The organism is Devosia limi DSM 17137 (assembly GCF_900128975.1).
Classification (GTDB): Bacteria; Pseudomonadota; Alphaproteobacteria; order Rhizobiales; family Devosiaceae; genus Devosia; species Devosia limi.
Map to the genome: position 1 here is coordinate 232,221 of NZ_FQVC01000006.1, position 17,686 is coordinate 249,906.

Consider the following 17,686-nt stretch of genomic DNA (forward strand, 5'->3'; position numbering starts at 1 on the left):
TGGATTGCGGATTAGCGGAGCGCCAGCCTCGTCGTTGAGTTGATGTTATGCGGTGACCTTGCAGTGCTGCAAGCGCCGAGGCTGGACAGTCTGGCGTTTGATCCCTTCCCTTCGCGCTGTTCGATGATATCTGCGGCCGCACCGAAGTAGGCGTCGACCGGAGTGAAGTCGTTCAGGCACGTATGGTAGCGCTGGTGGTCGTGGTTTTCGACGAAGGCGCTGATCGGGGCCTTGAGATCGGCGCGCAGGACGTAGTTTTCCAGCAGGATGGGTTCGTGAGGGTGCGTTCGTCGGGTGACGAGGTTGACAATCTCGAGCGGCTCGTCCTCACCCGCGATCATTCATTTTGAGTAGACGGTTTTCCAGCATCAGGTCAGCCACGCATTCCTTCAACGCGCTGACATCGCGGCGCAGGTCCTCAACCTCATCGCTGGTGACAGTGCCGGTCACTCCCAGTCGCGCTGGCCATAGCCATTGGCGACGCCTGTGGCAGAGCCCCTGGAATACGATCGCGGGCAGTCCGAAAACGATCACCCACCCAACACCCAGATTCACCCATCATTAACCATGCGATCGAGCAAGGCCTTGCAATATTAGGGATAATTCTCATCTTGATCACGTCGGTGCCAATTGGTCCGATATGGTCGGGACCGCTCTGTGCAAGGAGCGGCCGACAGGGGGTGTGCAAACCCAACTGTCGACCTGGCCATTCAACTCCTGCCTGAACAGGAAAATGAAATGGTTGATTACCGTTCTACCGACGCGCTTGCGTCGGGCAAGTCTTATTCCACTTTTTTGCCCTATCCGCCGCCGGTGCTGATCGCTGGTTTGATCCAGCATGAGCTGGTGTGTGCATCCACGCAGGTGAGTATCCTGCGCATCGTCGATGAGACGGGCAGCGCCAGCGTGGGCGACATTGTCGACGGGCTGGGCGAACATCCTAATCCGACTGGCGCCGTGCTGATCATGGTCGATCTGGGCATCCTCGCGATTACCTTTGCGGATGTAATCGACATGCATGCCTTGGTCAGTCGCGCGTCGCAGTTCCTCGCCCCGGATCACAGCGACATGACACAACCTACTGTATGGCATCCAACGCCACCGGTTTGCGAGGTCGCGCTGCCGGACGGCATTGAAGCTCTGCCGACCTCTCCCTTTGTGCCGGCAGTCACCGTGGCAACGGCTGAAGCCCGCCGTGGGCTTGGCAAGGTGGCGACACTCAACCGTCCTGGAGTTTATGCGCTCATTGGTCATCGCCAGATTTATGTTGGCGCCAGCGCCTCCGTTGGGACCCGTGTCGCATCTGGCCAACAGCCGATCGCCGACATCAAGAAAATTGTGGTGATTACCGACGCGAACAATGTCCTGAGCAATGAGTATGCGCTGGCCGCCGAGCGGATGCTCCACGCGCGCGTACATTCCACGGGCGCCTTTGATGTCATGAACGAGCTACCCATGGGCACAGGCATTGATGCGGAGCTCTATGGCCAGATCGATGCCTTTCTCGGTCAGGCCTGCCTGACCCTTCGCTATCATAACGTGCTGTTCACCGAGGGTACGGCGCGCTCCGTGCTTGCCGGTCCACGCCATGAGGCAGGCCGCGTCGCCCCGATGCGTCCGTTCAGCACAATCCCCGACGGAGAATGCGTCGAGATGTGCTTTGACGATGGCCTGGTCGCTTTGGCCGCCCATCAGCATGACGGTCGCTGGATCCTGTTGCAGGGCTCCGATATTCGCATTGAAACGGCGCCCAGCGCCAATTCATCCGTCCGCTTCCAGCGCGCGGCCTGGCTCCATGCCGGTCTGCTCAAACTCTCGCCCGATGGCCGCAGCTATGTGACGACGCGGGACCTGGTGTTCCGCAGCGGGAGCGGTGCTGCCCAGTTTTGCGTGGGCTCCAAGGGCCGCACGCGCGACAGCTGGCAGCCCATCGATGCCGATGATGGTCTTCATCCACATACGGCTGCGCTGATCGCCGCCTAGGGTCCGCCGCTCTTTCACCCCTTGTACTGTTCACGACGGATCGCCTCATCCTGCAGGCTGTCCGTCGCATGGAGTGCGCCACCTATGGCCGAACATGAAATCGACGACGACTATGATGCTGCCGCCCGCTTTGCACGCGACGTCCTCACCAAGCCGCCGCTCCACGCCGGCGAATGCCTCGCTCTCGAAGCGCTGCGCAAGGCCCTTCCTCGCAAGGCATATGAGATGACCGAGCACGGACCGCGCGTGTTCATCATCCAGGTGCCCGACGCCCATTGGGTCGAAGCCGTATCGAAGGCCGTTTCAACCCTTGCTAAATCCATTGTGGTGAAAACGGCCATCGAACGTAGCTCTGTCAGCAAGGTGGAGGTGCCAGTAGGCGCCGACGATTTACGCCATCTGCAGCGCGGCAGGTCAGTCGCGTTCATCTCACAGGATCCAACCGGCATCCTCGATCCCGCCGTGCTGGCTGCTGCCGATTTGACGGTCACCCTTCGGCCGATAGATGCTGCATTGCTACGCAAGGTCATCCGGCAGGTCAGCGGCAACATTGCTCGCGGGGTCACGGCCGAAATGGCAGCGTTGCCCTTGCGCGCGGTGATCAATGCCATACGCCCCGGCTTGTCTGCGCGCGACTGCGTAGCCAATCTCAGCCGGTCCATTGTTGTTGCGCCCATGAAAGCAGCTCCCTCTTCGGTTCCACTGCTGACCGAATTGCCGCTGACGGTGAACATGCGCCGCTGGGCCGACACGACATTGGCCGATCTTTCGGCAGTATCTGCGGGCCACCTCGGCGCAGAAGCTTTGGTCTATGGCGTGCTGGAGGGTCCCCCTGGAACCGGAAAAACGCTTCTGGCGCAGAGCCTTGCCCAGACATCAGGCTGGAATTTCGTATCCAGTTCGGTGGGCCAGTGGTTCACCACACGGGACGGCGCGCTAGGCGGTGTCGCCCGGAATATCAAAGACTTTATCGATACGGCTTTGGCCAGCGAGCCGGCCGTCGCTTTTTTGGATGAGCTCGACGGCTTGCCCGATCGGGCGCAACTTGACGCCCGTAGCCGGGACTGGTGGACGCCAGTTGTCACTTTATGCCTGACGGAAATCGATCGCCTGCGCGCATCGGGGAAAAGCGTTCTGCTGCTGGGCGGAACGAATTACTTCAATCGCTTGGACACGGCGCTGGTGCGGCCGGGGCGCCTCCAGAACAGGATCTCCGTACTGCCGCCCGCCACTCGCGAAGAGCTGGCCGAGGTGTTCCGCTTCTATCTTGGACCCGACCTGCCCGACACCGATCTTGTGGCCCTGGCACAGTTGGGGCTCGGTGCCACGCCGGCAATGGTACAAGGATGGACCAAGGATGCGCGCGCCGTAGCCCGCGGTGCGGGCCGATCGCTTGCATTGGCAGACCTTATGGCGCAGGTCGTGCCCAGCGACGACCGCCGGCCCGCCGACATCAAGGCCATTGCGCTCCACGAGGCGGGCCATGCACTCGTGGCGCACCGGCTCGGCCACGCCGTCGACATGATCTCCATCATTTCCCAGGGTCGTACCGGTGGATTCGTCAGCAGCAGCTTGCCAACGTCCGTCATGACTCTTGGGCATGTCCATGACGTTGCCACAGTGATGCTGGCGGGTCGTGCAGCCGACCTCACACTGGGTGGTGGCGCCAATACGGGTGCCGAGCACGATATCGAGCAGGCAACGCGCTTGCTGATCAACGCCTATGAAAAGCAGGGGCTGGGTGCCCATTTGCTCTATGCCCCGGCGATGTCTGCAAGGCCACTACCGGCAACGATCGCCACCGTGTCTGAAGACCTGGACCGGCTGCTCGGGCGTGCTGTTGCGATATTGAATGCGGAGCGCGACCTCACCCAACGGATGGCGAAACATCTGGTGGGCGTGCAGGTCATGACCGGTGACGAGGTCTTGGCCTTTCTCGGTTCACACCCCATCGCACCCAGTTTGCCTCTACGCTCGGGGCATGGCGACGACTACGCCGCTTCCCAGGCCTGCGCATAGGTGCAAGCATGGCAAGATTGTCTGACGACGCTGTGCTTAAGGGGTTACGGGCCGCCTTCGCTTTGAGGAACGGCGCCGTTCCGACCGAGACCGAGCTTGCTGAGGCTCCCGTTCTTACGGCGTGGGCCTTGGTCGACGCTGGGGCGGGGCTTCATCGGCTCGTCGGTTCGGTTCGTGGGCATCCCATTCTGGGTACGGGATGGTGTACGACGAGCGTCGTGCTCGCCCTCGACCCGGGGAGTGCTTGGGCAAGAACAGTGAGCCGGATGTATCGACTCGCCGATCCGTTGTTGCCACCCAACCAATAGGCCCGCCCGACAAAGGAAATGGTCCCAGTTGAGTCGTGTTTGGCGCCGGTGCTATCAAGCGAGCAGTCTAGCTCTCTCGCTTGATAGCAAGCTCGCTCCAAATCCCTTTCCATACATCGATTTGTTCCTTGCCAGGCTCGCGCCGACACTGGCGCAGCAAGGAACATCCTCCATGTTGAAATCTTCTCCTCGCATCGGCGTATCGCTTGCGCTTTGGGGCAAAGGCGGCGCCGCCAAGACCACTACCGCGCTCTCACTTGCCGGGTTGGCAACTGCCGAAGGCCTGCGCAGCATTGTGCGCGATGCCGATCCCCAGCGCTCGGCAAGCGCCTGGCATGCCTGCAGCTGCAACCCGAAATTCGCCGTCCACAGCGTGGAGGTGGCCGAGGTCGCAGCCCTCTTGCCCCGTGCCAAGGCGAACTACGACGTCGTCATCATCGACAACCCACCTTCGGGCTACGGCGGGTCGATCGCCATCGCCCGTGGGGCCGATACCTCGCTGGTCATCGCGAGGCCTTTTCAGTTTGACATCACTTTAGCGCTGGAGTGGATCAGCTTTCCGCAGCGTGCGGATGTGACGCCGCTGGTCGCTCTGACTGCGGCGCCCCCAACCCGCCTCGACGCTGATGCAGGCACAGTTCGTATTGCGCGCCGTCGTCTCGGGCAGGCAGGGGCGCAGGTCTGGCGCTACCAGATCAGTCATCGCTTGGCCCATCCCGAGCTTGTCGCACGCGGTATGACTATCACCGACCTTCCTGCAACCGCGCTGGCGCGCAGCGAATATGAAAGGCTTTGGTCTGCCATTTCCACTCGGATGAAAAAGGTGGCCCACATTGGATAGCCCCACCACTCCGACTGGCCGCGTCACGGCGATAGCCGCCGATCTGGCCGAGCCAGCCGAAAAGCTCTCGCAAATCTGCTATCGCCTCTCCCGCGCGAAGCGCAACCATCTGCATCGCTTCGCCCTTGACCGGAACACTAGCCTGCAGACTGTCATCGACGAGGCCATCGACGACTTCTTGGCAAAACACCAGGTCGAGATCTAAAAAAACGCTGTCATGCTGTCTTGCTAACTTGCTAGCAAGACAGCATCGACAGGTATCCCGGCGACGCCATCGGCGAAAAAGCGTTTGTGACTTTCATCATCCGACCGGATGCTAAGATCAGTATCTCCTGGATGACCGACCGTGACGCAGATTTATCTTACTCGCCGCCAAGTGGCTGAACTCTATCCGATTTCGGAGCACACATTGGCCAAGCTCGCGTATGCTGGACGCGGGCCGACGTTCTACAAACCAACGGACAAAATTCTCTATCGCCCCGAAGATATCGACGCCTGGATAGCGGCCTCGGTGGTCCTGCCAACGGACGCCAGCGTGCCACGCCCAGCGTCAAAGAAGCGACTGGCCGGTCGCGGCACATATGCCCGCACGGCGAGCTTTGATGCCCCTCAGCCGCCCGGTGGCGGACGCAAGTCCCTGCCGCCGTCGCCGAAGTCGGTCCTACGCAAGAAGGACTAACCTCCCGCAAGCCGCTGCAACCGTGAAACTTGGGCGGGTCGGAAACAATCAACCGATCTGCAGTGACCCGGCCATCCTCCCTGGAAGTCGTCAGTATGGCCTGATGCCGGGACATGTCATGCAAGGCCAATGCGTTCGCCAGATTCGTCGCAGCGACGCTGGCCAGTTAGGGGGCTACCACGTGACCTCAGCGCAATTGGCCCAGACGCGCTTTACGCGTCCGGGCCTTCAACATGGAGATCATCATGCGCGGCGGGTTTCATGACCAGAGTGTCGCGCCACCTCTGGCACGGAACAAATCCGACTAACGGATTTTCGGTGACGCAGGCTGCAATGGCGTTGCACGCGCATTTACCTTGTCGATCATGTCAACTGTGGCACCAATGGTGGCCGCGTGCTTCCAGCCAGAACTGCGCGGGGCGTAACTCCTGTTGGCCGTGCGCGTCGATCTGTGACCTGCAATCGCTGCGATTTCGGGGGCACTCTTACCGGCGGCTTTGAGATTGGCGATACCCTGATGGCGCGTTGTATAGAGCGCGCATGGCTCGATGCCGAGGCGAATGCAAGCGCGGCGCAGTCGATGCCCGAGGCGATCGATCAACAGATCGAGTTGCTCCTGGCTGGCCGTGGCGAAATCAGCAATCAACTGTTCTATCGAGGCAGTCTCGTCCTCCGAAATGCCTGCGAGATCCAACTCCCGGAAGTCCCCAAGCCCACGCTGGTTGGTCGTCTTGCGACTCCGCACAGTCAACAGGTCCCCCTCGATTGCGGCATCCGAATATTCTGACGGTCGCAGGACCAGCAGGATGCCATGGACCAGCAGGCGCACCAGCAGCCTGTCGTCCAGCTTTCCCCTCTGCCACAGGAAGGTGCATACCTTGCCCAGGTCGTCCTTTGTCACATTCTTGCGCTTCTTGGCCGAGGTGCGCGTCGGAGCGTCGGCCGGGCGCGGGCGGGGTCGGCAGGAAAGCGCCGCGCGATGGACCGCTTCCTGTTCGATACCGAGTTGGCCAAGATCGACCGCCGCGTCCACAGCCCATGTCAGGGCGGCGAAATATTTGCGAAGGCTGGCAGGCTTGTATTCGTCATGCAAGTCGCCGAGATAATTGATGGCTTCCAGCAGCGTCGCCTGACGCCCGAGGGCCTCGTCGGCCCGCCGCATCAGCATCGCCACCCGATCGGCATATTCGCTGACCGTACTCTCCTGCTGGGTCACCACAACGCCCAGCCCATCAACCCGATCCATGCCAATTTCCCCGTTACTCGACGGACTTCTCATCCGCTCGCAACACTGGTCGGGAGCTTGGCAAGGAACAAATCGGACGGCGGCGCTGTGAGGCGGCAACGCACAATCCGCTGCAGGTAACACTTTTCCCGCGCCAAAGGCGTTTGCGGGAAAAGTGTTACTTCGGCGCGAACCTGTGCATCGCCGCATCAAGAAGCGGACTTGCCAGCCTCAATTGCCTTGGCTTGCACAACTCCGGGCAGTGGCAGGAGACGAGAGCCGCCACGCTTCATGGCGCGCAAACGCGCAACGCTGTCATCGACCTTAGGATGGCGATAACGGAGCAAGCTTTTGACGTCGACATGGCCCGAAAAGTCCATCACCTGTTCGCTGGTCCAGCCAGCATCGAAGCAGCGCGAAATGGCTTCATGCCGGAAATCGTGCCAGCGCAGCGTGCCAACAGCGACGAGATCGAGGCGCCCCATGCTCCTGGCCCGCTTGGCGGCGCGTTTGCGGGCAAGTTCAAAGGCCTTTTTGAGCAAATTGCCCGTGACCTTGAAAATCTTGCCGCCCAGCTCACGACCAGGAAGCGCGTCGATGATCCTAACGGCCTTTTCCGTGAGCAGGAGGTAGCGGCCCCTCCCGTTCTTGGCATCGGCCAACCATACGGTTCCCTTGTTTCGCTCGTAGCCCTCCCATTCGATGCGCAGCATCTCGCTACGGCGGCACCCGGTTTCCAAGGCAAACTCGGCGGCAAGCGCGACGATGGGATTTTCCGCCATCACCAGTTCTGCAAACAGCAGAGCCTCTTCATCCTCCAGAATCCGGCGGATGCGCTCATCGATCGAACTGGGCGCTTTGATGCGTTCGAGAGGCGAGTGCCTCAATTCATATTTCCAGGCCGCAGCGGCGAAAATAGGCTTGAGCAGCCGAATGTCGCGGCCAACCGAGTTCGGCTTGACCTCCTCGAGACGATCGGCAATCCAGTCCTCAAACATGTCCTGTGTGGCATCCGACAATGCGGTCGAGCACAGGAGGGGATTCCTGCGGCGGAAGGCGCCCAGCCTATAGAGCTCGGACTGCGCGCCCTTGACCTTGCGTTTGCCGGTCTTGAGCGCAGCAATGGCGTCATCGATCACATCGCCAACAGAGGTGCGACGACTGATCAGACGATCAACTTTGTGCCCGAGGTTCTGGTCGCTGAGGACCGTCCTGACGAACTGGCGCGCGTCTTCGAGGTCATCGAAGGACGCGTTGTGCTGGGGAAAGCCCTTCTTGCGTATTTTGACCTGATAGGATGTCAGGCGTCCATCAGCGGAAATCCGCTCATAGATATAGTGTTCGCCTTCAAGTTTGACGGTCGGCATGGAGCATTTTCTTTCGCGTTATGGCGAAAGGCTCGTGCAAACTCTGGCAAGGAACAAATCGATTCGGGATAATTTTCTGGGGCGTTGTCCCAAAACCTGTCCCAAACTTAATGTGTTACATCAAGAACTTAGGGTAAGGTTTGGCGCACCCGGAGGAATTCGAATCCCCGGCCTCTGCCTTCGGAGGGCAGCGCTCTATCCAGCTGAGCTACGGGTGCATCCGGTGCGCGGAGCAGAACTCCGGCTGAATGGGCGCAACCTAACCAAAGCCGGGCGGGCGCGCAACGGGGTTCGCGGGAATTGTTGGCCGATGTGGCAACAACAGACGCCCGGGGATCGCGGCGGGGCAATCGGCGCCCATGGGCGGCCGGCCCTCCGGCAGGAAGCCGCGACAGGCGGATGCCCTGCTTTCCCACACGCAATCGCCAAATGCGGCCGTTTGCCTCGCTGATCGACAATCGCCCAATCTGGCCGTGACCAAGCCGCCAACAGCCCTTAAGAGAGCCGCATGCGGGCGCGAACGGGGCCTTGGCATCGGGCCAGCCCTGGATTTGCCATCAAGCTGCCCCGTTTCGGGCTTATCGCGCCATAAGGACATGAACAGGCCGCGCTTGGCGCGCCGCTGGCAAATGGGCAGAACATGAGCAAGACAGCGGCACTGGCAGGCCTCGCGGCAATCCTGACACTCAGCGTGTCCGGCTGCGCCATCAGCGGCATCAAGCCGGCGCCCGGTCCTGCGACTGCGGCCATTGCCGCGATGGCGCCCACCCAGCCCGGCCATGTGCCCGATGCGGCTGCGGTGCCGATGTTTTCCGATGCGGCGCTGGGCTATGTCGGCTCGCCCGGCCTTGATGGGCTGATTGCCCATTACGCCACCCAATATGCGGTGCCCGAGCACCTGGTGCGCCGGGTGATCGTGCGGGAAAGCAATTACAATTCGGCGGCGCGCAATGGGCCTTATTGGGGGCTGATGCAGATCAGTCATGCCACCGCCAAGGGCATGGGGTTCAAGGGCGCTGCCGGCGGCCTGCTCGATCCGGAAACCAATCTGCGCTACGCGGTCAAATACCTGGCCGGTGCCTATGTCACCGCCGGGGGTAACGAAGACCAGGCGGTGCGCTTCTACGCCAGCGGCTATTACTACGACGCCAAGCGCCTGGGCCTGCTTGAAAAGAGCGGGCTGCGCTGATCGGGCGTAAGGCGCTGAGGGCGCCGCTCGAGACAGCTGCCAGTTCAGCGCCAGGTCATCTAGTGCCGGGTCATCTAGTGCCGGGTCATCCAGTGCCGGGCCATCATCGCTCCGACAGCAAAGGCTCCAATTGGGCCTTGAGCTGGTGCTGGTCATAGGGCTTGTTCAGCCGCGGCAAGGCGCATTGCACGCCATCGGGCAGGTCGGCATAGCCCGTCGCCAGCAGGACCGGCAGGCCGGGAATAAGCGCCTGCGCCGCATGGGCAAGTTCCACCCCGGTCATGCCGGGCATTGCATAATCGGTGAGCAGCAGGTCGATACGCGCGCCGCTCTGCAGCAGCGTCAGGGCCTGCGCGCCCGAATAGGCCTCGAGCGCTGCGTGCCCCAGGTCCTGCACCATGTCGGTGGTGTTCATATTGATCAGCACGTCGTCATCGACCACAAGTATGGTCCATGGCGGTGCTGGCGTCACGCTCGTCACGTCGTCTCTCCTTGTTGTCACGCCCTGTTGTCACGCAGAGATCGCCCCGCGGCGCCAGCCAGGCTCTGGCACGGCCGGCGCCCTTGGTCACTGCGCTGGCGCGCCCTTATGTGCAACCAATGCGTAAAAACTGCCTTGGTTGCCCGCAGACGCCACAGAAACGCCCGCTGGCCCTTTTGGCAGCTGCCAATGTGCCCTAAAGTCCTCGCTCGCCTTATTGGGAATCGCTTCATGCATCTGCTGCTCGTCGACGGCTCGGGTTATATCTTCCGCGCCTTTCACGCCCTTCCTCAGCTCAATCGCAAGTCCGATGGCCTGCCCGTCGGCTGTGTCCAGGGCTTCTGCAACATGCTGTTCAAGCTGACCGAGGACCTCAAGGGCGAGGATCAGCCGACCCATATGGCCGTCATTTTCGATGCCAAGGGCAAGACCTTCCGCGACGATTTCTACCCCGAATACAAGGCCCACCGCCCGCCGGCGCCCGAAGAGCTGGTGACGCAATTCCCGCTGACCCGCGCCGCGACGCGGGCCTTTTCCATTCCCTCCATCGAAATGGAAGGCTGGGAGGCCGATGACATCATCGCCACCTATGCCTGCAATGCCCGCCAGGCCGGTTACAAGGTCACCATCGTCTCCTCCGACAAGGACCTGATGCAGCTGGTGGAGCCGGATGGCTCGATCCGCCTGCTCGATACCATTCCGCGCCCCGGCCAGCCACCACTGCGCTGGATCGGCATGGACGAGGTGTTCACCAAGTTCGGCGTTACCCCCGACAAGGTCATCGACGTGCAGGCGCTGTGCGGCGACAGCGTCGACAATGTGCCCGGCGTGCCCGGCATTGGTGTCAAGACTGCGGCCGAGCTGATCAACCAATATGGCGATGTCGAAAACCTTTTGGCCCATGCCCACGAGATCAAGCAGCCGGCGCGTCGGCAGAAGCTGATCGACAATGCCGAGATGGCGCGGATTTCCAAACGCCTCGTCACCCTGTCGCAGGACGTGCCGGTCGAGCTGCCGCTCGATGCGCTGGCGCGTGTGCCGATGGCGCCCGAAGCGCTGTTCCCTTTCCTCAAGGCGATGGAATTCGCCACCATCACCAAGCGCCTTGCCGGGCTGCTCGGTGCCGATCCCACTCTCTACGAGGCCGATCCGGAGCTGGCTGCCAGCGGCCGCGATCCGCGCAAGTCGGCCGATCTCTCGGTGGCCCGCGCCAAGCTGGCATCGCCGCAGGTGCCCGGCACCGGCCCGGCCCTGCACGCCCAGGAAGTGCACGCCAAGATCCGCGCCATCCCGGTCAATTACGACGATTACGAGATCGTCACCACGCCCGAGCAGCTCGATGTCTGGCTCAAGCGCATCATCGACAAGGGCCATGTCGCCATCGATACCGAAACCACCGGGCTCGATGCGCAGGCGGCCGATCTCGTCGGCATCTGCCTTGCCACCGAGCCCGGGAATGGCTGCTATATTCCGGTGGGCCATTCGCGCGGTGCCGCCAGCCTTCTGGAGGAAGGCGGGCTGGTCGAAGGCCAGCTGCCGATCCGGCTGGTGATCGATGCGCTCAAGCCGCTGCTCGAAGACAAGTCGATCCTCAAGATCGGCCAGAACACCAAATATGAAATCTCGATCCTGGCCCGCTATGGCATCACCATGGCGCCGATCGATGACACCATGCTGCTCTCCTATGCGCTCGATGGCGTGCAGTATAACGGGCTCAACGTGCTGGCCGATAACTGGCTGGGCCATACCTGCATTGCCTTCTCCGATCTCGCCGGTACCGGCAAGCACCAGAAGACCTTCGACCAGCTCGAAATCGCCCCCGCCGCACGCTATGCCGCCGAGGATGCCGATATTACCCTGCGCCTCTGGCATGTGCTGAAGCCGCGCCTCGCCGCCGAAAATGCCACGACGCTCTATGAAACCCTCGAGCGCCCCCTCGCCCCGGTGCTGTCGCGCATGGAGCAGCGCGGCATTTCGGTCGATCGGCAGATCCTGTCGCGGCTCTCCGGCGAATTCTCGCAGCGCGCCGCCGCCTTCGAGGCCGAGGCCCATGAGCTGGCCGGGCAGAGCTTCAATCTGGGTTCGCCCAAGCAGCTGGGCGAAATCCTCTTCGACAAGATGGGGCTGGAGGGCGGCACCAAGACCAAGACCGGCGCCTGGGCCACCGGCGCCGACGTGCTGGAAGACCTGGCGCTCAAGGGCGTGCCGCTGGCACGCACCATTGTCGACTGGCGCCAGCTGACCAAGCTCAAGGGCACCTATACCGATGCCCTGCCCGCCTATATCAATGCCCGCACCGGGCGCGTCCACACCTCCTATAGCCAGGCTTCGGTGCTGACCGGGCGCCTGTCGTCCAATGATCCCAACCTGCAGAACATTCCGGTGCGCACCGAGGACGGCCGCAAGATCCGCTCGGCCTTCGTCGCCGCCCCCGGCAAGATCCTGATTTCGGCCGATTACAGCCAAATCGAATTGCGGGTGCTGGCCCATATCGCCGATATCCAGGCGCTCAAGGATGCGTTCGAGGAAGGCCTCGACATTCACGCCATGACCGCGTCGGAAATGTTCAACGTGCCGGTCGAAGGCATGCCCTCCGATGTCCGCCGCCGCGCCAAGGCGATCAATTTCGGCATCATCTACGGCATCTCCGCCTTTGGCCTGGCCAATCAGCTGGGCATCGGCCGCGGCGAGGCCGGCGATTACATCAAGACCTATTTCGAGCGCTTCCCCGGCATCAAGGACTATATGGACGAGCAGCGCCGCCGGGTGAAAATCGACGGCCACGTCACCACCATTTTCGGCCGCAAGGTGCAGTTCCCCAATGCCAATTCGGCCAATCCGGCCGAACGCAGCTTTGTCGAACGCGCCTCGATCAATGCCCCCATCCAGGGAAGCGCCGCCGACATCATCCGCCGCGCCATGATCCGCATGGAACCCGCGCTCAAGCAGGCCAACATCGACGCCGACATGCTGCTGCAGGTCCATGACGAACTGATCTTCGAAGTGCCCCTGGGCACCGAAACTGCGGCCATGGCCGCGATCAAGACCGTGATGGAAGGCGCCGCCGAACCGGCCGTGCGCCTGTCCGTCCCGATCCAGGTGGACGCGCATGCGGCCCACAATTGGGACGAGGCGCATTAGGCAGGGCTCGAACGCCGCAGCGTGCGAATACCCACCGGGTCATCAACTCCCACCGGGTCATTCCGGCGCAGGCCGGAATCCATGCTGAGGCCCTGCCCATGCATCCAGTTCCGGGAGAGGCCACAGCATGGATCCCGGCCTCCGCCGGGAGGCATCGGGGATGGGAGTTCCGCTTAGACCTGCATCACCTCAGCCGACAAATCCCGCCAGTCGGGATTCATCTCGGTGATCAGCCGGATTTTCCATTCGCGCTGCCATTCCTTGATGCGTTTCTCGCGCTGGATGGCGGCCAGAGGATCCGCGTGGACCTCGTACCAGACCAGTCGTTCGACCTTGTGGCGGGCGGTGAAGCTCTGGGGAAAGGCATGGGTCTTGTGCTGCCAGATGCGCCCAGCGGGATTGCCGGTGACGCCGGTATAGAGCGTCCCGTTCTTCATGCTCGCCATCATGTAGACGATGAAGATCCTCCCCATGGCACAGTTGAACCACGCCACCACCGCCCCATCAACTCCCACCGGGTCATCACCCCCCACCGGGTCATTCCGGCGGAGGCCGGAATCCATGCTGAGGCCCTGCCCATGCATCCAGTTCCGGGAGAAGCCACGGCATGGATCCCGGCCTCCGCCGGGATGACATCGGGGATGGGGAGGCAGCGACAGTACCAGACGCCTAAGTGCCGGCTTCGCCGTTCCAAAACATCCGCGGCGTGCGCTGCGCCATCAACACCCACCGAGTCATCAATACCCACCGGGTCATTCCGGCGCAGGCCGGAATCCATGCTGAGGCTCAGCCCATGCATCCAGCATCGGGGAGACAACACAGCATGGATCCCGGCCTCCGCCGGGATGACATCGGGGGTGGGCAGCACGCAGCAGCGACAGTACCAGACGCCTGAGTGCCGGCTTCGCCGTTCCAAGACATCCGCGGCTTGCACTGCGCTATCAACCCCACCGGTTCATCAACCCCCACCGGGTCATTCCGGCGAAGGCCGGAATCCATGCTGAGGCTCAGCCCATGCATCCAGTTCCGGGAGAGGCCACGGCATGGATCCCGGCCTCCGCCGGGATGACATCGGGGATGGGATGATCATAATGCCGCGATGATCCAGTTTATCCCCGCCCGCCCCACATGACCGAAGAAATCCCCCTCACCGGCGGCGGCCGCAATGCGGTCAGCCGCTCGCGGCCCGGGCGCGAAAACTCCGCCTGATCGTTTAGGGCAGGCCCCTGCCGCTCCCGCCATCGCCGGTGAACGCCGCGCTCAGCGCCGGGTGATGGCGACCAGCCGGCCTTCGCCTCCGGGCGGAATGGCGAGCGCTACGATCAGCGTCGCCGCTGCCGCCAGTTCGGGGGCGCGCTCGGCCCATTCGACCAGCACGATAGAATCGGGATTGTCGAGCAGGCCCAGTTCATCGACCTCGCGCGGATCGCCCAGCCGGTACAGATCGGCATGCAGGATCTGCCCGATCGCGGCGTCATAGGGCTGTACCAGCGCGAAGGTTGGCGAGGGCACGTCGAGGCGGGGATCGCCGGTCAGCGCCCGGATGATGGCGCGGGCCAGGGCGGTCTTGCCGGCGCCCAGATCGCCTTCGAGCAGCACCAGGTCACCGGGCTTGAGGCTGGCGGCCAGTTCGCCCCCCAGCGCGTCGGTGGCGGCCGGGTCGGGCAGCAGGACGGGGGGTGGCGTGGTCATTATTCGGCGACGGCTGCCATGGCGCTGTCGCGCGGCAGATTGACCGTGATGCGGCTGCCGCGTGGCTCGCGGCGCTCGGCGGTGATGGTGCCGCCATGCAGGTTGACGAAGGTCTTGACGATGGCCAGCCCAAGGCCGGCGCCACGCTGGCGGGCGGTCGGCGCGTCGATACGGGTCAGGATCGCCGCCTTCATTTCATCGGTCAGGCCCGGACCTTCATCCTCGATGACGAACAGCACGCGATCGGCACGATGGGTCACCGATAGCCGGATTTCGCCGCCGGGCGGGGAAAAGCGGGCGGCATTGGACAGGAGATTGTAGAGAACCTGAACGATGCGGGTGCCATCGGCGATGAAGGGCGGCATGCCGCCTTCGACATCAACGACCAGATTGATCGGCTTCTCGCCCGAAATTTCGGGAAAGGTGGCCGAAAGCCCGGCCCGCGCCTTGTCGACCAGCGTGGTCACGTCCTGCAGTTCGGGCCGCAGCTCGGCAATGCCGGCATCGACCGAGGCGAGGTCGAGGATATTGTCGATCAGCACGCCCAGGGTGACGCTGGAGGCGCGGATATAGTCGATATAGGAGCGCTGCCGTTCATTGAGCGTGCCGGCATCGCTGGCCAGCAGGTCGGCAAAGCCGATGATATTGGTCAGGGGCGAGCGCAGCTCATAGGAGACATTCTCGACAAAGGCGTCCTTGAGCAGGTCGGCCGCCACCAGCGCATCATTGCGCTCCTTGAGCACCTTGGAATAGCGGGCGCCCTCGGTGACATCGAGGAAGGTCATCATCGTCTGCCCATCGGGCAGGCGGGTAATGGCATAGTCGAGCAGCTTGTCATCGGCGCGATTGATGCGGCCGGTGGTGTCCGAACGGGTCGGATTGAGATCGATAATGCCGCGCTTGAGTTCGCGCCAGATGCTGGCGCCGTCCTCGGGCATGGCCCGGCCGCAGGATTGGGCGATCTGGTCGATATGCGGGCTGGTCTCCAGCTCGCTCATCGGCACGCGCCACAGCTCGGACAGCCGCGGATTGCACAGGGTCAGCCGCCCATTGGTGCCAAACACCGCCACGGCTTCCGACAGCGCATTGATGGTTTCGCGCTGCACATTGGAGAAGGCCTTGTTGGAGCTCTCCAGCTTGAGGCGCTCGGTAATGTCCTCGAAGACATAGATCACCCCGCCACGCGGGCCGGCCGGGGCCGAGATCACCTTGATGCTGCGCCCGTCGGGCAGATGCCAGGGCTCGTTCTCGCGCGGCACGGTCAGGCTGTAGGAGGTCAGATGCTGCTTGCGCCAGACCTGGTAATCCACCTCGGCCGGCAGCATGCCCTGGGTGCGCAGCTTGTCGAGAATGGCGCGCTCGTCGAGCCCCAGCATCAGATATTTGGGGTCGAGATTCCACAGATTGGCATAGGCCTGGTTGAACTGGATCAGCTCGCGATTGGCATTGAAAATGGCAATCGGGGTGGTCAGCGCATCGATGATGCCGCTGATATGGGCCAGCCCGCTCTCGACCGGCTTGATCAGGTCGTCGACCGGCCTGAGATAGCCGGCGCGACCACCGGCAATGGGAAATTCGACCAGCTCGAAGCCGCCCTGGCCGGGCCAGGCGACCGGCAGGGTCACCGCCTTGCCACTGGCAGCACAATTGGCCAGATGCTGGCGCAATTGGCCATCGTCGAGCAGTTCGGCCGGCTCCAGATCATTGCCGCCCCGGCCCAGGGTCTTGGCCAGCGCCAGATAGGCGGCATTGGCATAGATCAGGCGATCATTGCCGTCGCGGGCAAAGGCCGGTTTGGTCAACAGCCCCAGAATGGTGCGGACGCTGTTGAGGTCGGTCTCGCTGGCCGGCAAGGCGGTGTCGTCGTCCGGCTGCAGGAATGCGGGGCGCAGGCGCAGCGCCGTGCCGCCGCCCAGCACCCAGCCATTGGCGCGGATGACCCGGCCATCCAGCGCATTGAGACTGACGGCGAAGGCATGGCCGTCGACGCGCAGCTCCTCGAGCATGGCGGCGAGGCGCTCGGCATCGGCCGGCGCCAGCCAGGTGCGGAATTGCAGAACGCTTTCGGGCTGGCGCCCCGGGGGCAGCACCGCTGCGGCCTGGCCCAAAAACTTCACCGCGCCGCCACCATTCTCGGTCCACAGCACCGTGACTTCACGGGTGCCCGAGAGCAGGGCTTCATATTCATCGACAAGCGCGCGGAGGCCGGCAATCTGCTCAGCCGATTTGAGCCGGGCCGACTTGCTGTCAGCCTGGCGATGGCGCAGCACGGCCATGGCGATCAGAGCAAAGCCACCCGCGCCCAGGGCAACGGCCAGCGGGGCGGCGCTGATAATGGGATGGGCGGCAATGCCGTCCTGCGCCAGGGCCGGAACCGCCGACACCAGGGCCAGCGGGGCGGAAACCAACCCTGCGAATCCCCAAGTCTTCCGGAAACCAACCGGCGCCATGCGCTGCCTCTTAATCATTTGTGTTTTGCCGCAAAACCGGCCGCAACAACCGGTACGCTCGCACTGGAAAGGTGGCGCACGCCGGACCAGGTGGTCCGATCGCCCCCATTCGTCAGCCCGAACCCCCAGGCCTCCCGAATCAGTTAACCATAGCGGCCGAGTGAATCGGCTAAAAGAGTCTTAATGGCAGTGCGTTCCCGGCAAATCACCCATTAGCCCACTTGACCCGGGAACGAAGCAGCAACAATCCGGTTACGCAAAAGCCCGCCGGCGGGTGCCGACGGGCTTTGCTTATGCCAGAGCTGCCCGGC

The 17,686-nt window shown here is 62.8% G+C and carries 14 protein-coding genes, 1 tRNA gene and 2 pseudogenes; 8 read left to right on the top strand and 9 right to left on the bottom strand.

Features of this window, described 5'->3' with window-relative positions; all coding sequences use genetic code 11:
• Positions 1-45: 45 nt before the first annotated feature.
• A pseudogene (locus BUA69_RS11620) lies at positions 46-269 on the bottom strand (IS3 family transposase); the annotation flags it as partial.
• 58 nt (positions 270-327) lie between these two features.
• Positions 328-450, bottom strand: coding sequence for a hypothetical protein (locus BUA69_RS21435; RefSeq protein ID WP_280136816.1), 123 nt, complete (start codon positions 448-450; stop codon positions 328-330).
• A gap of 207 nt (positions 451-657) precedes the next feature.
• On the opposite strand from BUA69_RS21435, the gene BUA69_RS11630 reads away from it, so the two are divergent.
• From BUA69_RS11630 to BUA69_RS11650, 6 genes are all read left to right on the top strand, one after another.
• Positions 658-1,983, top strand: a complete 1,326-nt coding sequence (locus BUA69_RS11630) for a hypothetical protein (protein ID WP_143154493.1) — start codon at positions 658-660, stop codon at positions 1,981-1,983.
• 84 nt (positions 1,984-2,067) lie between these two features.
• Positions 2,068-4,002 carry an AAA family ATPase gene (locus BUA69_RS11635; protein WP_046136619.1) on the top strand — a complete coding sequence of 645 codons (1,935 nt, stop codon included), beginning with the start codon at positions 2,068-2,070 and terminating at the stop codon, positions 4,000-4,002.
• A gap of 8 nt (positions 4,003-4,010) precedes the next feature.
• Positions 4,011-4,310, top strand: coding sequence for a DUF6634 family protein (locus tag BUA69_RS21555; RefSeq protein ID WP_425283959.1), 300 nt, complete (start codon positions 4,011-4,013; stop codon positions 4,308-4,310).
• A gap of 172 nt (positions 4,311-4,482) precedes the next feature.
• Entirely contained in the window at positions 4,483-5,151 is a 669-nt protein-coding gene (locus BUA69_RS11640; RefSeq protein WP_052950717.1) for a ParA family protein, read from the top strand.
• A complete protein-coding gene (locus BUA69_RS11645; RefSeq protein ID WP_046136620.1) occupies positions 5,144-5,356 on the top strand; it encodes a hypothetical protein in 213 nt (70 codons plus the stop codon). The genes BUA69_RS11640 and BUA69_RS11645 overlap by 8 nt, the downstream gene beginning before the upstream one ends.
• 141 nt (positions 5,357-5,497) lie before the next feature.
• A complete protein-coding gene (locus BUA69_RS11650; protein ID WP_072866548.1) occupies positions 5,498-5,830 on the top strand; it encodes a helix-turn-helix transcriptional regulator in 333 nt (110 codons plus the stop codon).
• A gap of 304 nt (positions 5,831-6,134) precedes the next feature.
• Here BUA69_RS11650 and BUA69_RS11655 read toward each other — a convergent pair whose 3' ends face one another.
• From BUA69_RS11655 to BUA69_RS11665, 3 genes are all read right to left on the bottom strand, one after another.
• On the bottom strand, positions 6,135-7,046 hold the full coding sequence (locus BUA69_RS11655; RefSeq protein WP_143154494.1) for a site-specific integrase: 912 nt from the start codon (positions 7,044-7,046) through the stop codon (positions 6,135-6,137).
• Positions 7,047-7,264: 218 nt separating this feature from the next.
• Positions 7,265-8,422 carry a tyrosine-type recombinase/integrase gene (locus BUA69_RS11660; RefSeq protein ID WP_046136623.1) on the bottom strand — a complete coding sequence of 386 codons (1,158 nt, stop codon included), beginning with the start codon at positions 8,420-8,422 and terminating at the stop codon, positions 7,265-7,267.
• A gap of 141 nt (positions 8,423-8,563) precedes the next feature.
• Positions 8,564-8,640: transfer RNA gene (locus BUA69_RS11665), tRNA-Arg, on the bottom strand.
• 629 nt (positions 8,641-9,269) lie between these two features.
• On the opposite strand from BUA69_RS11665, the pseudogene BUA69_RS21595 reads away from it, so the two are divergent.
• A pseudogene (locus BUA69_RS21595) lies at positions 9,270-9,611 on the top strand (transglycosylase SLT domain-containing protein); the annotation flags it as partial.
• 103 nt (positions 9,612-9,714) lie between these two features.
• Here BUA69_RS21595 and BUA69_RS11675 read toward each other — a convergent pair.
• Positions 9,715-10,092 carry a response regulator gene (locus BUA69_RS11675; protein WP_072866549.1) on the bottom strand — a complete coding sequence of 126 codons (378 nt, stop codon included), beginning with the start codon at positions 10,090-10,092 and terminating at the stop codon, positions 9,715-9,717.
• A gap of 231 nt (positions 10,093-10,323) precedes the next feature.
• Between BUA69_RS11675 and polA the strand changes: the two genes are divergently transcribed.
• On the top strand, positions 10,324-13,233 hold the full coding sequence (gene polA, locus BUA69_RS11680; protein ID WP_046136625.1) for a DNA polymerase I: 2,910 nt from the start codon (positions 10,324-10,326) through the stop codon (positions 13,231-13,233).
• A 173-nt stretch (positions 13,234-13,406) separates the two neighbouring features.
• Here the strand turns inward: polA and BUA69_RS11685 are convergent, their stop codons facing one another.
• The 3 genes from BUA69_RS11685 to BUA69_RS11695 form a co-directional block, all read right to left on the bottom strand.
• Positions 13,407-13,796: a GIY-YIG nuclease family protein gene (locus tag BUA69_RS11685; protein WP_342021276.1), complete on the bottom strand. Its 390-nt coding sequence runs from the start codon at positions 13,794-13,796 to the stop codon at positions 13,407-13,409.
• Between the two features lie 697 nt (positions 13,797-14,493).
• A complete protein-coding gene (gene tsaE, locus BUA69_RS11690) occupies positions 14,494-14,925 on the bottom strand; it encodes a tRNA (adenosine(37)-N6)-threonylcarbamoyltransferase complex ATPase subunit type 1 TsaE (protein WP_046136626.1) in 432 nt (143 codons plus the stop codon).
• On the bottom strand, positions 14,925-17,333 hold the full coding sequence (locus BUA69_RS11695) for a sensor histidine kinase (protein ID WP_046136627.1): 2,409 nt from the start codon (positions 17,331-17,333) through the stop codon (positions 14,925-14,927). Before BUA69_RS11695 ends, tsaE begins: the two co-directional genes overlap by 1 nt.
• Positions 17,334-17,686: the final 353 nt, after the last annotated feature.

Bases quoted from the DNA above. Each gene is read 5' to 3' on its own strand.
- BUA69_RS11635 (WP_046136619.1), top strand. From the start codon at position 2,068: ATGGCCGAACATGAAATCGACGACGACTATGATGCTGCCGCCCGCTTT.
- polA (WP_046136625.1), top strand. From the start codon at position 10,324: ATGCATCTGCTGCTCGTCGACGGCTCGGGTTATATCTTCCGCGCCTTT.
- BUA69_RS11660 (WP_046136623.1), bottom strand. From the start codon at position 8,422: ATGCCGACCGTCAAACTTGAAGGCGAACACTATATCTATGAGCGGATT.
- BUA69_RS21555 (WP_425283959.1), top strand. From the start codon at position 4,011: ATGGCAAGATTGTCTGACGACGCTGTGCTTAAGGGGTTACGGGCCGCC.
- BUA69_RS11685 (WP_342021276.1), bottom strand. From the start codon at position 13,796: ATGGATTCCGGCCTCCGCCGGAATGACCCGGTGGGGGGTGATGACCCG.
- tsaE (WP_046136626.1), bottom strand. From the start codon at position 14,925: ATGACCACGCCACCCCCCGTCCTGCTGCCCGACCCGGCCGCCACCGAC.
- BUA69_RS11640 (WP_052950717.1), top strand. From the start codon at position 4,483: ATGTTGAAATCTTCTCCTCGCATCGGCGTATCGCTTGCGCTTTGGGGC.